Origin of the sequence: Streptomyces sp. Pv4-95, assembly GCF_045782725.1 — a bacterium.
GTDB lineage: Bacteria > Actinomycetota > Actinomycetes > Streptomycetales > Streptomycetaceae > Streptomyces.
The window spans coordinates 6,302,625-6,317,003 of record NZ_CP127172.1; the positions used below are offsets into that span (position 1 = coordinate 6,302,625).

Consider the following 14,379-nt stretch of genomic DNA (forward strand, 5'->3'; position numbering starts at 1 on the left):
CCGGGCTCGGCCCGGGACGAGTTCCGCCGGCGTCAGTCGTCGGACGGTCTCCGTCTGCCGGTCCCCCCGGTGCGCCGAAGCGAGGTCGGCCCTGGGCCGAGGGGACGTCGGGGAAAGCGCCACAGTGCCTGTGCGGCGTCGCGGCGGGAGGGGCCGGCGGGTGGCCGCTGGGCGGTCGACGCGGGGGTGCGTGCGACGCCGGCTGAGGCCGCGGGCAGGGACGAGACCGCAGGAGCGGCACCGGGCGCCTCGCTCGGCTGTCCGGCGACCGCCCTGGCATCGGTCGAAGCCGAGGCCGGTTGCCCCGGAGCCGAGGAGGGCCTCGACGGGGGAGCCGTAGGTGAGGACGTCAAGGCTGATCCGAGGGGCGTTCGCGTCGCCGGTCCCGACGCCGCGCTACTCGAAGCAGGGCGCGGGCGCCTCGTACTCCTGAGCAGACCGAGTGCCGGAGCCGCGCGCGGCACGGGAGCGGGCGCGACAGGAGTCAATACATCGACATAGCCGCGGCAGACGGGGGAGTTGCCGGTGGCGGTGCCCAGGACGCCGTCCACGGCACCGCGAACGAACCGGGCGGCCGCGGCACCGTGCGGGACCGGGCTGTAGGAAGACCGGGGCTCCCGGCCGGTGGCCGCAGCCCACGGTGCCTCGACGAGGCGGCCCACCCCCTGCTGCACATGGCGGGCGAGCGCCGGATCGTCCATGCCTTGTCGGCGCAGAGCCGTGCGCAGGGCTGCGGCCCCATGCGCGGCCAGGGACAGGTTCTGCCCACAGTCGGGGTGGAAGGACGCCACTGCGCTGCCGACGGCGATGAACCCCGAGGGCCAGGAGGCGAGTTGGTCGAAGCGACGCCGGCGGTGGGTGGTGTCACGCGAGAGCCGTACCTCGCTCAGCGGCTCGGCGTCGGCGATGAGGTCACCGATGACGGAGTGCGGGATGCGGCGGGCGAACGGCACGAAGCGGTCGGCGTGTCCGGACGGCTGCTCCTCCCCGGAGCCCGTGAGCGTCACCAGCCAGCGCCCCTCCTCGATGGGCACGAGCGTCGCGGTCCGGGAGGGTATCCGGCGCCCCGAGGAAGGGTTCCCCGGGAGCGGCCGTGTGCTCAGTGAACGTGCGCTGGTCGGCGGGCAGTTCTCAGCGCCGACCGGTGCGCGGAAGAGACGGGTGGCCGAGCGCACCCCGGACTCCACGACCTCCTCGGCCACCGGGGGCAGCCCCAGCGCGGTGAGGCGGTCCGGGGTCGTGGAACTCCGTCCGGTGGCGTCGATCACGAGGTCGGCGTCCAGACGGAACATCTCGCCGGTGAGAGTGTTCCGCACGCGCACCCCGGTGACATGCTCCGAGGTGCCCGTGAGATCTTCGGCCTCGGTTCCGTCGAGGACCATCACCCCCGGGAGAGCCATCACTTGTTGGCGTGCCGCCCGGTCGAGCAGGTCGCGCGAGCAGGCGATCAGCTGCTGCGGCTGCGGCCGGAGACGTAACCAGCCCGGCGACGGCTGCCCGGCGAGCCCGGACGGCATCGGGAGGCGGCGGGCTCCCTGGGCGAGCCATTGCCCGGCCGCGCCGGGCAGCAGCGACTCGACGGCCCGGGCGCCCTCCGTCGTCAGCAGATGGGCGGGCCTGGCCTGCGGAAGGTCCGTCGGGAGAGCGGGAGTACGCGGCAGCCGCTCGCGCTCGACGACGATGACATCGGCGTGGTCGGACAGCGCCGCCGCGGCGAGCATGCCCGTGAAGCCGCCGCCGAGCACCACCGCGAGGTGCGGGTGCGTGAACTGGAGCCCGGTGCTGCTCGTGCTGCTCGACGCGTTCATGGGCAGTGCCTTTCTCTGCGAGGACGAGCGGTTCCCGGTCGGGCACGGGCTACGTCCAGATACGGCGGTGCCGTGTTCCTGCGGACCTTTCGGCGCGCGGCGGCGACGGCGTCGGTGGCTGCCGTGAGCGAAGTGGTGACCATCGCGGGCAGTGCCGCGGTCGCGGCTCGCAGACGGCGCAGCAGCACCGGCGTGAGTGGCTGCGGCCGTTGAAGATCCCGGCAGGCCGGCGCGAACGCCGGCCTGCCGTCCCCCGTTTGCCCCCTCATGATTCCCCCTCAGGCGGCCCGCCCCGCTTCGCGTACGGCCACGTCCTTTGCCGCCTGCCCGTCTCGGCGGGTGGGAGGGGCGAGCGCAGATGCCTCGCGGAACGTGCTCCGCTCCCGTCCCGGGAACGCGGCCGGCGCATCTGGTTGACGGCGGACACAATTCCGGATCGTAGGCTGCAGCGATCACTTCCGGAACCCGGAATCGGGAGAGGGACGCGTGAGAGCCACCCGGGCGATACTCGCGGGTAGATCCGATGCAAGACGTTGCAATGGGTGGAAAGCACCCACCGCCTTTCTCGCGAGACGAGAAAGCCGACGAGTATTTCTCGTGACGTGCACAGCACGCGCACACCAAGCACCACATGGTTGGCGCGAATTGATCGGGTCTCCACGGGTCGATGGGCGCCGTGCCTACCCTGTGCGGGCACAGCACACGTGAACCAGAGGGAGAGTCGTGCGCGCGATTGTGATGCGGGAATTCGGCGGCCCGGAGGTGCTGCGGCTCGAGGACACGCCCGAGCCCGAGCCCCGCGCCGGCCACTCGCTGGTGAAGGTGTCCCTTGCGGGCATCAACTACGCGGATGTGCACGTCCGGGGGGACACCTACCTCGCGCCGGTCGAGCTGCCGTACGTACCCGGCAACGAAGTGGTGGGAACGGTCGACGGCGGACGCCGTGTCGTCGGGCTGACCCGCGGGGGCGGATACGCGGAGCGTGCCCTGCTGCACCGCCGGGTCACCTGGGATGTGCCGGACGGCATCAGCGACGAGCAGGCCGTGGCCCTGGCGTTGCAGGGCAACAGTGCCTGGCATCTGCTGTTCACCTCCCTGCGTCTCACCAAGGGCGAGACCGTGGTGGTGCCGGCCGCGGCCGGCGGCGTCGGCTCGCTGGCGGTCCAACTGGCCGCGCGTGCGGGCGCGAAGGTCATCGGCCTCGCCGGCTCCGCCGAGAAGCGCAAGCTCGCCGAGGAGCTGGGGGCCCACGCCGTCGTCGACTCCAGCGCGGAGGACCTGACGGAGCGCATCCTGGAGGCGGCCGGCGGCCCGGTCCAGGCGGCTCTGGAGATGACCGGCGGGGCCACCTTCGCAAGGACGCTCGCAGCCGTCGCGCCGCGCGGCCGCCTCGCGGTCTACGGGTTCGCGGGGGGTGAGCTGGCGAATGTGCCGACACGGGACCTGATGGAGCGGTCGCTCACCGTCTCGGGCTTCTGGCTGCCCCAGCTCTACGGGGACCGCGCCGCCCTTCCGACGTCCATGCGGGCGCTGTTCGACGCCGTCGCGGACGGTTCCCTCAAGCCGCTGACCGGTGCCGCCTACGCCCTCGGCGAGGCGGCCCGGGCGCACCACGATCTGGCCGCACGTACCCCGACCGGCAAACTCGCCCTCGACGTCGCCCGCTGACACCGGGCGCCGGACGGGGACCACCGCCCCGGCAGCGGATGCCGGGGCCGCCCGCCACGGGCCGCAAAGCAGTCCGCGGGCGACGGGTGGGTCGGCTCGCACCGGAAATGCCGTGCGCCTTCGGGCGCGGATCACTGCCAGGGGAGAGAGCACACGATGGGCAACAGCACCGCGGCGTCCAAAGCCGCCGTACCGACCTCCGTTTCGGGCGCACCGGAACCGGCTCCGGGCGCCCCGGGCCGTTCCGGGCAGGCGCGCAAGGGCAGCGGGCCGGGCACCGGCTCCCGGACGTCGGGATCCAGCCATGCCGAACGGGTCTTCCTCGTCCAGACGGCCTTCGCCGAACTGGGCGGGTCCGCCCACGGGCCCGGTGAGATCGCCGAGTGCACCGGCCTGGACGACTCCGTCGTCTACCGCATCCTGCAATCCGGCATCTACCAGCGCATCTTCGAGCGGGTGGACCGCGGCCTCTACCGGCTGCGGACCTCGGCCGCCCAGCTCGCCTTCACCGCCCTCGACCACCGGCTCGACGGTGCCACCTCGCAGACGGCCCTGCGCGAACTGCGCGTTGCCACCGACGGCGGACTGGCGTTCCTCTACATGGTCGCCCCGTTCTCCGGCGCGCAACGGCAGTGTGTGGACATGGCCGTGGGCGACTCCGACCTCGCGGAACTCGGCATGACGCCGCGCGACGTGCTGTCCGTGACGCGTTCCCTGCGCACCGGCGCCTCCGGGCGGACGATCCTCGCCTACCTGCCGGAGGTGCTCCAGCAGCGGGTGCTGTCCGAGCCGGTCCCCGACCAGGCCGGACCGGGCGTCTACCGGGACAACGACGCGCTGAGGGCGTCCCTGGCCGAGGTCCGCGACACGGGCTACGCGCTGGGTTACGAGGAGTGCATGGCCGGCTGGAACTCCTGCGCGGCGCCCATCATGTGGGACGGCGCCATCATGGGAGCCGTACTGCTCCTCAAGCTCAAGTCGGTGATGCCGGTGGCCCCGGTGGACGTCATCGAGGCGACCAAGGAGGCGGCGGCGGAACTCAGCCGCTACGGCGCCGCCCGGCCGACCGCGGACCAGGCCTGACCGGTGGTGAGCGGCCGTCGGCCGGTTCATGGGACCGGCTCCTGCCGGCCGCCCGAAGGGGATCTGGAGGTCTCGCGAGCCGATCCGGCCGCTGCGGGGAAACTGCCCGCACCGGTCGACGAGTTGCAGCTCGACCAGGAAGAGGCCGCGGCGCGGGACGCGCACAGCGCCGTCAGCGGCGGGGTGCAGCACCCATCATGGCTCCGGTTGGCGTGGTCTCCGGCCTCCGCTCCGGTGCGCCGCCGGACCGGTCGTTGCCCGGCAGGCCCGGCGCGCCCCGCGCCGCGTGGCCGGGCACAATGGTCGGGTGCGGCTCGAAGCGATCACCTGGGAACGGCTGACCGACGCGCTCGCCGAGCGCATCGTCACCATGCCGTCGAAGGACGGGAGCCCGTGGCTGAGAGTCGCGGTCGACGGGGCTCCTGCCGCGTCTCCCGGTGACCTCGCCGGTCGCCTCGCGGAGGCCCTGCGCCTCAGGGGGCGGGCCGTGCACAAGGCCGGCGCGTTCGGTTTTCTGCGTCCCGCCTCGCTGCGCCTGGAACACGGCCGCGAGGATCCGGACGCCTTCCACGACGAGTGGTTCGACCGGCAGGCACTCTGGCGCGAGGTCTTCCAGCCGCTGGACCCGGATGGCACCGGGCGGGTGCTGCCGGATCTGTGGGACCCGGTGGCGGACCGGGCGACACGCAGCGCGTACCTGGAACTGCCGCCCGGCGGTGTGCTGTTGCTCCACGGCCCCCTCCTGCTGGGTCACTGGTTCCCCTTCGATCTCTCCGTCCACCTGAAGCTGTCACCCGCCGCATTGGCCCGGCGCACTCCGGGCGACGAGCAGTGGACGCTGCCCGCTTTCGCGCGCTACGACGAGGAGACGAGGCCGGAGGAGGCCGCGGATGTCGTCGTCCGGGCCGACGACCCTCGCCGTCCCGCCTGGAGCGGACCGGGCTGATCGCTCCCCGGCTGCGCCCGGCGCTCCCGGACGGCCGTTCCATTGCCCCGGACGAGCTGCCGGATCTCGCTCCCACCGCCACTTCGTGGAACTCGTGGTCCCCGGCGCCCTGTTGTGACAGTTCCTGAAACGTCGTGTTCCCGGACATGGCGATCCCTTCCCCCGTGCGGTCCCAACGGCCGCCCCCCACTGCTGAAAACCGTACGGCCGACCACTGACAACCGACCGATGGCCGCTGGTCAGAACGCCGGTGAGGGCCGCTAGCGTGGGCCTCGTGACCACTTCATTCAACGCATCCGACGAGCCGGCGGCGCTGCCCGGCAGCCACGGTCCCACCGCGACGGTCGAAGCCCGGCCACGCGCCGTGGGCGCCATAGAGACGTCCTACGCACCCGACCCGGACGGCGACCCGGACCCCGGCGAGATCGTGTGGACCTGGGTGCCCTACGAGGAGAACGACGGCCGGGGCAAGGACCGGCCGGTGCTGGTCGTCGCCCGGGAGCGGGGCGGCACACTGCTGGCCGTGCAGCTCTCCAGCAAGCGGCACGACAACGACCGGGAATGGGTGCCCCTGGGTGCGGGGCCGTGGGACCGCGCCGGACGAGACTCGTGGGTCGACGTGGACCGGGTGCTGCGGGTGCACCCGGCCGGGATGCGGCGCGAGGCGTGCGCACTGGACCGGGGCCGCTTCAATCTGGTGGTCAACCGGCTGCGCGAGCTGTACGGCTGGCACTGAGGGGCCCTACGGGCAGGCACGGCACAGCGCGCCGGTCGGCAGCCGCCGGCAGAGGGCCTTCGCATCGGGGCCGCACCGGCATCGGAGGCGGCTCAGGCGTCAGCCAAGGCCAGGAGCTTGGTGACGGTGTTCCAGTTGCGCGAGGTGGCCGTCACTCCGAGCCGGGCGCGGTTCACCTTCTCGGCGAGCTTCGAGCGGCCGATGCCGCCGGGACACCAGAGGAACAGTTCGCGCCCGACCAGCTCGAACCGGTCGGGCGCGAACGCGTCGAGGTCGAGGGCGTCCAGCGCGGAGGTGTCGGCGGGCGCCGCCGACAGAAACGTCACATGCAGGCTCTTCGGCTCCGGGACGGCCTGCGGAAACGGATTCGCGGCGACGGCCGCGGCCAGCTCCTCGCGGGTGCGCACCATGACCGTCACCGACAGGCCCAGCTCGGCGGCGATCGCTTCATGGAGCGTGCGGGCGGTCGCCTCCGGCGGTGTACCCGGATCGGCGAAGACGATATTGCCGGTCTGCAGCAGGACGGAGACGTCCTCGAAGCCCAGCGATTCGGCCAGCTGGAGCTGCCGTGCCTTGGGGAAGGAGTTGTGGCCTCCGACGTTGATGCCGCGGAGCAGAGCGATCTGACGGGACATGGCGCTGCCGTTCGTAGGAGCCGGGGACCGGCGGTCGACGGGAGGAGTGGTCAGAACAGGGGAGCGGGGAGCACCCCTTCGAGGGCGAGCAGCAGGCGCTTGGTCTCCAGGCCACCGCCGAAGCCCCCGATGCCGCCGTCGCTCGCCACGACGCGGTGGCAGGGCACGATGACCGGGAGCGGATTGGACCCCATCGCCGCGCCGACCGCGCGGGCGGCGCCCGGCTCCCCGACGCGGTCGGCGAGGTCCTGATAGCCGACGACGCTGCCGTAGGGCACGCCCTCGGCCAGGGCGTGCAGCACCCGGGCGTTGAAGCCGCCGGACAGGTCCCAGTCGAGGGGCACCGTGAAGGCCCGTAGGTCCCCGGCGAAGTAGGCGGTGAACTCGGTGGTCGCCGTCGCCAGGTGAGGTATCTCCGCACGCGGCGGCCCTTCGAAGCGCTGCTCCAGCCGGGTCAGCGCGCGGCCGACCGTCCGCTCGTCGGCATGGAAGAGGACCTGGACCAGCCCCTTCCTGGTCGCGGCGAGCAGCAGGGGGCCGATCGGGCTCTCCAGCAGGGTCCAGCCCCAGTCGCGCGGGGCCGCGCCCGCCGCGTCCCGGCCGGTGTCCGGCGGCGTCGACCGGGCGGCTTCCTGGTCGTCCTGCTCTGCGTTCGTCACGTGTTCAGCGTAGGACCCACCACTGACAATGCGGCGGAGAGCGAGGCGGAGGCGTCCCCCCGCCCCGCTCCGCCGGCCGGGCGTCAGTCGGAGGCGCCCGCCAGCGCGTCCCGCACCACATCGGGCTTGTTGGTGATGATCCCGTCGACGCCCATTTCGGCGACCTTGACGGCCCGCGCACCGTCGTCGACGGTCCAGGTGTGGACCTCCAGGGCCCGGCCGTGGGGGCCCTTCAGGCCGTGCACGGCGGATACGTAGTCACGGGTGACCGCGGTGTGGTTGGGATTGATCTGGTCGCAGTACTCGGCGTATTTCGGCAGGTCGGCGACGGTGGGGTTGCCGAGGAAGCCGGTTTTGACGTCCGAGCGGAAGAAGTGCACGGTCTTGATGGCGTCCGCGTTGAAGCTCTGGATGACCAGGCGGCGCTTGACGTGCGACTTGCTCAGCCAGCCCTCGCGGCGCAGCTCGGCGAGGGTCTGGAGTTCGATGCCCGGGTACAGCTCCGGCGACTTCAGTTCCATCAGCAGCTTCTGCCCGTTGTGCTCGACCTCGTCCATGTAGGACTCCAGCGTGGGCACGCGCTCGCCCTCGAACTTCTGCCCGAACCAGCTGCCCGCATCCAGCTTCTCGATCTCGTTGAGCGTGAAGTCGGAGACGTTCCAGGGCGCGCGGTCGGGGAACACCTGCTCGACGTTGGTCGTCCGGGCGAGCGAGTTGTCGTGCAGGATCACCAGCTCGCCGTCCTTGGTGCGCTGGACGTCGTTCTCGACCCAGTCGATGCCGAGCCGGTGGGCCGCGTCGATCGAGGCCAGGGTGTTCTCCGGCGCGTAGGCCGAGGCACCCCGGTGGGCGAAGACGACCGTTCTGTGGCCGTCGGTCGCGGCGTGGGCGGCGGAGGGGGAGAGGATGAGCGCGGACAGACCCATGAGCGCACCGGTGAAGCCGGTGGCAACGGGGCGGATACGCATGCGGACTCCTCGTGACGTCGTGGAAGTGAGCAGACGTGCGGTGACGTGAACGGGTGGGATGAGCAGAGGCTGGCAGCCGGGCCGTAGCGGGAGGTAGGCGTGGGATGGCCAGATAATGAACGAGAAGCAGCAGGTTTTATGTGTTTGAGCGCCGAGGCCGCAGGATGCCCGGAGAGGGCGGTGCAACGGTCGTACGCCCCGACGTCGTCCAACTTGCCGGAGCCACGGCGTCCGCGCATCTCGGCCTATGGTTCGTCACCGCTCGTGCTTCTGACTGGTTTTGGTCTTGCGATCCGGTGGGTGTCCTGTATATAGCGCCGAGAGCGACGCGCCCGGGTCGGATCTGCCGGAGAGCGCCGTACCAGGGACGTCAGGGCGGGTGGCGACGCCACGCCGGAGCCGTGGGACGGTGCGAGGAGGGGCAGGATATCGCCGACGGGATCCGGCTGTGCGACGGCCGGGCCGGCAGCCGACCCGGGCGTGCGGGGTGAAATCGCTGGTCAGGGCAATTGCCGCGTCGATTGTCAGTGCTGGGTCGTACGGTGGATTCCATGCGGCCCGTATCAAAGATCGAACGCACGGTGGCACCCTTCGAGGTTGTCAGCCCTTATCAGCCCAACGGTGACCAGCCCACGGCCATCGCCGACCTCGAGCGGCGCATCCGCGGGGGTGAGAAGGACGTCGTCCTGCTGGGTGCCACCGGCACCGGTAAGTCGGCGACCACCGCGTGGATGATCGAGAAGCTGCAGCGCCCGACGCTCGTCATGGCGCCCAACAAGACCCTCGCGGCCCAGCTCGCCAACGAATTCCGAGAGCTGCTGCCGAACAACGCCGTCGAGTACTTCGTCTCCTATTACGACTACTACCAGCCCGAGGCGTACGTCCCGCAGTCCGATACGTACATCGAGAAGGACTCCTCCATCAACGAGGAGGTCGAACGGCTGCGCCACTCCGCGACGAACTCGCTGCTCACCCGGCGGGACGTCGTCGTGGTCGCGTCGGTGTCCTGCATCTACGGCCTCGGCACGCCGCAGGAGTACGTCGACCGGATGGTGCCGCTGAAGGTCGGCGACGAGATCGACCGCGACCAGCTGCTGCGCCGTTTCGTCGACATCCAGTACACCCGCAACGACGTGGCCTTCACCCGTGGCACCTTCCGGGTGCGCGGCGACACCATCGAGATCTTCCCGGTCTACGAAGAGCTGGCCGTGCGGATCGAGATGTTCGGCGACGAGGTCGAGGCGCTCTCCACCCTCCACCCCCTGACCGGCGAGGTCATCAGCGAGGACCGGGAGCTGTACATCTTCCCGGCCAGCCACTACATCGCGGGTCCCGAGCGCATGGAGCGGGCCATTGCGGGAATCGAGGCCGAGCTGGCGGACAGCCTGGCCACGATGGAGAAGCAGGGCAAGCACCTGGAGGCCCAGCGCCTGCGGATGCGCACCACGTACGACATCGAGATGATGCGTCAGATCGGGTCCTGCTCCGGCATCGAGAACTACTCGATGCACATGGACGGCCGTGAGCCCGGCTCCGCGCCCAACACCCTCATCGACTACTTCCCGGACGACTTCCTGCTGGTCATCGACGAGTCCCATGTCACCGTCCCGCAGATCGGCGCCATGTACGAGGGCGACGCCTCACGCAAGCGCACCCTTGTCGAGCACGGTTTCCGCCTGCCGTCGGCCATGGACAACCGGCCGCTGAAGTGGGAGGAGTTCCTGGAGCGCATCGGCCAGACCGTCTATCTGTCCGCGACGCCCGGCAAGTACGAGCTCGCACGCGGCGACGGCTATGTGGAGCAGATCATCCGCCCGACCGGTCTGGTCGACCCCGAGGTGGTGGTCAAGCCCACCGACGGGCAGATCGACGACCTGGTGCACGAGATCCGTACGCGGACGGACAAGAACGAACGGATCCTCGTCACCACCCTCACCAAGAAGATGGCAGAGGACCTCACCGACTACTTCCTGGAACTCGGCATCCAGGTCCGCTATCTGCACAGCGACGTCGACACCCTGCGGCGCGTGGAGCTGCTACGCGAGCTGCGCTCCGGTGAGTACGACGTCCTGGTCGGCATCAACCTTCTGCGTGAGGGACTCGACCTTCCCGAGGTCTCCCTGGTGGCGATTCTGGATGCCGACAAGGAGGGCTTCCTGCGGTCCGGGTCCGCGCTGATCCAGACGATCGGCCGTGCCGCGCGAAACGTCTCCGGTCAGGTCCACATGTACGCCGACAAGATCACGCCGGCGATGGAGAAGGCCATCGACGAGACCAACCGCCGCCGGGAGAAGCAGCTCGCGTACAACAAGGAGCACGGCATCGACCCGCAGCCGCTCCGCAAGAAGATCGGCGACATCGTCGCGACGATCGCCCGCGAGGAGATCGACACCCGCGAACTGCTGGGCTCGGGCTACCGCAAGCAGGCCGACGCCAAGGACGCCAAGGCACCGGCGCCGGTCCCGGAGCTCGGCGGGAAGGCCAAGGGCGGCAAGGGCAAGGCGGCCCCGACGGACCGTCCCGCCGCCGAACTCGCCGGAATCATCGAGGAGATGACGGAGCGGATGCGGGCGGCGGCGGCGGAGCTGCAGTTCGAGGTTGCCGCCCGGTTGCGCGACGAGGTGGGTGAACTGAAGAAGGAGCTGCGGCAGATGCGGGAGGCGGGGGTGAAGTAGCGGGCGGCGCCGGGGGCCCGCCGGAGCGGGGGCGGGTGCTGCGGGGCCTGCGCACGTCGACAGAGAGGCATCGCTGCAGCTCTGCGAGACACGGGCCCCGCCGCCCCGGGACCCTGCTGTGTCGCAGAAGTGCCACAAAAGGCGGGCCTGGCGGCTTGCGGGGCGGCCGTTCTGCGTAGGCTCGATGCGGCCGCCGGAACGGCGGCCCAGCACAGAGAGGGGACGGCGCGTGTCGGTCAATTTGTCCAAGGGACAGGGCGTCAGCCTGCAGAAGTCCGACGGAGGGACCCTCACCGCGGTGCGGATGGGGCTGGGATGGCGCTCGGCGCCGCGCCGCGGGCTGTTCGGGCGGCGCACCAAGGAGATCGACCTCGACGCCTCGGCGGTGCTGTTCGCCGGCAAGGAGCCCATCGACGTCGTCTTCTTCCGCCACCTCGTCAGCGACGACGGCTCGGTCCGCCACACCGGTGACAACCTCGTCGGCGGCGCGGGTCAGGGCGGCGACGACGAGGCCATCCTGGTCGACCTGGCCCGGGTCCCGGTGCACATCGACCAGATCGTGTTCACCGTCAACTCCTTCACCGGACAGAGCTTCACCGAGGTGGAGGACGCCTTCTGCCGACTGGTCGACGAGGCCAACGGGCAGGAGCTGGCCCGGTACACCCTCACGGGCGGGGGCAACTACACCGCGCAGGTCATGTCGAAGGTGCACCGCGTGGGCGACGGCTGGAAGATGACCGCGATCGGTGAGCCCTCCAACGGCCGCACCTTCCAGGACGTGGTGCCGGCGATCGTGCCGTATCTGTAGCAGTCGCCGCCGTCATGGCGGGGAGCGGCAGCGCGCACCGGGCCGCGCCGCCGCCACGCCCCGGGCCGTCGGCGCCCGTGGCCGGCCCGGGACGTACGACAACCAGGGGGAACATCGATGACGGCCGAGCTGGTCCGGGGGCAGAACCATCCGCTGGACCGCACCCGTGTGGAGATCCGTGTGGTGGCGGGCCGGCCCGTGGTGGCCGGGGTGACGCTCGGCGACGAGCAGGGCAGGCTGTCGGGCGCCGACGCCGTGGCCCACCCGGGGGCGCCGCGGCTCACCGGCGTCGAGGTCCCCCGCCAGGCCGCCACCGAGCACCGCCTCGCGGTGGATCTCGACGCGCTGTCCGAGGCCGTGCACCGCGTGAGTGTGCTGCTGGCCCTGCCGGGGAGCGGCGGTGTGAGCGGGTTCGGGGCGACTGCCGCGCCCTGTGTCACGGTCACCGGCCTGGACGGAAGCGGGATCGCCGGCTACACCCTCACCGGTCTGGGTGCCAAGTCCGCCGTCGTCGCCGTCGAGCTGTATCGCAGGCAGGGCGCCTGGAAGGTGCGCGCCGTGGGGCAGGGCTACGCCGACGGGCTCACCGCGATGCTGCGTGATCAGGGGCTGCCGCAGGCCGCCGAGTTGGCCGCGGAGATCGAGGCGGCGGTCAGCCTCGGCCATGCGCGGGCGGTCCCCGCGCCCGCCGCCGCGAGCCGGCCGGAACAGCCCGGGACTCCGTCGGGCAATGTCGAGCACTCGAATCCGGCAGCCGCTCCGGGCCCGGACACCGCCGCGCCATCCGCTCCTTCGGACAGCGCGCAGTCCTCCGTCCCGGGCGGCTCGCAGCACTCGGCCGTCCCGTCCGGGCCGGCAGCGGCCACCCCGCACCCGGCCGTCCCGGTGCCGTCCACGGCCCCGGGGGAGGGCGGCCAGGACGGCGGCCCCATCGACTACCGGCACCCGAAGCGCCGCACCACCCAGCCACCAGCTGCCGCGCCCGCACCGGCTGCCGCCCCCGGATCCGGGCCGTCCGCCGACGGCCCGCCCCTGCCGGTGGCCGGTGACGCCGCCGGCTGGAGCATGGAGGAGCGGCTCTACAACCAGGTCTGGGGCATGTTCGAGGACCTGGCCCGGTCGGTCTCCGCCTATCGCAGCGCGTCCGACTTCGCCGAGTCGCGCCTGGAACAGGAGCTGGACAAGGCCCTCGCCGACCCGCGCAGCCGCCTGGGGACGGCCGCCGACACCGCCCGCGCCACCGCCCGCGACCGGCACGCCTCCCTGGTCGCCCAGGCGCGCGCCGCCCTGGACCGCGACCTCGCCCAGCTCATGGCCGAATCGGACGTCGTGGAGCCCGCGCTGCCACCCGCCTTCGCCCGTTGGGACAGCCCCGTCTGGCAGGGCTACCACGTGCCGTTGGAGTCCCCCATGGCGCTGCGCCTGGGCGATCTGCATCTCCCGGAGGTGCTGGACCTGCGCATCCCCATGTTCGTGCGCCTCCCGCTGGAGCGCGGCCTGTGGATCGACAGCGGGCACGGTGCCTACGCCCGCGACAGCGAGGAACCCGAGCGGGAGTACGGGCGCCGGGAGCTGGGCAGCGCGCTCACGGACGGCCTGCTGGACGAGGCGGAGCTGCGCCGGCGCGCGATGGAGACGGCGGTGGCCATCGCGGCCCGGCTGCTCGCCATTCACCCCGCGGGCGATTTCGTGGTCCAGGTCATCGATCCCGGCGGCGGTGCGGCGTCCGCGCTCGCGCCGCTGCGGGAGTCCGGCGCCCTGCGCGAGGCGCCGGCGGCCGGGGCCAAGGGTGTGGCCGCGGTCCTGGAGGCGCTGACGCGGCGGGTGGACCTCGTGCAGATGGCCGTGCGCAACCGGGCGGCGGACGCGTTGCCGCCCGATGTGGACACCGCCGAGCACCTGCTGATCGTGCACGACTTCCCGCACGGTTTCGATGACCGGGCCCTCACCCAACTCCGTTATCTGGCCGACGAGGGACCCGCGGTCGGGGTGCATCTCATGATGGTCGCCGACCGGTCCCAGGCGCAGGAGTACGGCCCGGTCCTGGACCCGCTGTGGCGGTCCCTGCTGAGGATCACCCCCGTGCCCGACGCGCATCTCGCCGACCCCTGGGTCGGCCATGCCTGGACGTACGAACCGCCGCTCCCGCCGAAGGGGAGCCAGGTGCTCCGTCAGGTGCTGGGACGGCTGGGAGAGGCGCGGCGCGGCGACCGGCGGTGATGCCGTCCACGGCTGCCACAGCATGCCGACAAAGGCCCCTGAACAGCAACTTTGCCCATTTCTTTACTAACCCTTGGGCTTCCTTTACTCTTTAGGGGCGGAGGGGAGTATTCCCACTGCGACGTACCCGTCATCACGGATTGCGAGTGTGACGAGATCCCGGGGCGTCGGCC

11 protein-coding genes are annotated in these 14,379 nt (G+C 71.7%); 7 read left to right on the top strand and 4 right to left on the bottom strand.

The annotated features are described in order from the left end of the window. Window positions 1-32: 32 nt before the first annotated feature. Window positions 33-1,808, bottom strand: a complete 1,776-nt coding sequence (locus tag QOM21_RS27545; RefSeq protein ID WP_407553694.1) for an FAD-dependent monooxygenase — start codon at window positions 1,806-1,808, stop codon at window positions 33-35. 723 nt (window positions 1,809-2,531) lie between these two features. Between QOM21_RS27545 and QOM21_RS27550 the strand changes: the two genes are divergently transcribed. The 4 genes from QOM21_RS27550 to QOM21_RS27565 all read left to right on the top strand — a co-directional run bounded on the left by QOM21_RS27550 (window position 2,532) and on the right by QOM21_RS27565 (window position 6,241). Next, window positions 2,532-3,476, top strand: a complete 945-nt coding sequence (locus tag QOM21_RS27550; RefSeq protein ID WP_407553695.1) for a zinc-binding alcohol dehydrogenase family protein — start codon at window positions 2,532-2,534, stop codon at window positions 3,474-3,476. A gap of 156 nt (window positions 3,477-3,632) precedes the next feature. Next, window positions 3,633-4,559: an IclR family transcriptional regulator C-terminal domain-containing protein gene (locus tag QOM21_RS27555; protein ID WP_407553696.1), complete on the top strand. Its 927-nt coding sequence runs from the start codon at window positions 3,633-3,635 to the stop codon at window positions 4,557-4,559. 307 nt (window positions 4,560-4,866) lie between these two features. Next, window positions 4,867-5,505 (top strand): uridine kinase, encoded by a 639-nt coding sequence (locus QOM21_RS27560; RefSeq protein ID WP_407553697.1) that lies wholly within the window; start codon window positions 4,867-4,869, stop codon window positions 5,503-5,505. 274 nt (window positions 5,506-5,779) lie between these two features. Then, window positions 5,780-6,241, top strand: coding sequence for a type II toxin-antitoxin system PemK/MazF family toxin (locus tag QOM21_RS27565; protein WP_407553698.1), 462 nt, complete (start codon window positions 5,780-5,782; stop codon window positions 6,239-6,241). Between the two features lie 92 nt (window positions 6,242-6,333). On the opposite strand, the gene QOM21_RS27570 is transcribed toward QOM21_RS27565, so the two are convergent. The 3 genes from QOM21_RS27570 to QOM21_RS27580 form a co-directional block, all read right to left on the bottom strand. Next, window positions 6,334-6,876 (bottom strand): DUF1697 domain-containing protein, encoded by a 543-nt coding sequence (locus QOM21_RS27570; protein WP_407553699.1) that lies wholly within the window; start codon window positions 6,874-6,876, stop codon window positions 6,334-6,336. 50 nt (window positions 6,877-6,926) lie between these two features. Then, on the bottom strand, window positions 6,927-7,535 hold the full coding sequence (locus tag QOM21_RS27575; RefSeq protein ID WP_407553700.1) for a methylated-DNA--[protein]-cysteine S-methyltransferase: 609 nt from the start codon (window positions 7,533-7,535) through the stop codon (window positions 6,927-6,929). Window positions 7,536-7,618: 83 nt separating this feature from the next. Further along, complete coding sequence (locus QOM21_RS27580) at window positions 7,619-8,503, bottom strand: glycerophosphodiester phosphodiesterase (RefSeq protein WP_407553701.1); 885 nt, start codon at window positions 8,501-8,503, stop codon at window positions 7,619-7,621. A 551-nt stretch (window positions 8,504-9,054) separates the two neighbouring features. On the opposite strand from QOM21_RS27580, the gene uvrB reads away from it, so the two are divergent. The 3 genes from uvrB (at window position 9,055) to QOM21_RS27595 (ending at window position 14,206) form a co-directional block, all read left to right on the top strand. Then, window positions 9,055-11,178 carry an excinuclease ABC subunit UvrB gene (gene uvrB, locus QOM21_RS27585; protein ID WP_407553702.1) on the top strand — a complete coding sequence of 708 codons (2,124 nt, stop codon included), beginning with the start codon at window positions 9,055-9,057 and terminating at the stop codon, window positions 11,176-11,178. A gap of 229 nt (window positions 11,179-11,407) precedes the next feature. After that, entirely contained in the window at window positions 11,408-11,986 is a 579-nt protein-coding gene (locus QOM21_RS27590) for a TerD family protein (RefSeq protein WP_407553703.1), read from the top strand. 117 nt (window positions 11,987-12,103) lie between these two features. Then, entirely contained in the window at window positions 12,104-14,206 is a 2,103-nt protein-coding gene (locus tag QOM21_RS27595; RefSeq protein WP_407553704.1) for a TerD family protein, read from the top strand. The last annotated feature ends 173 nt before the right edge of the window (window positions 14,207-14,379 follow it).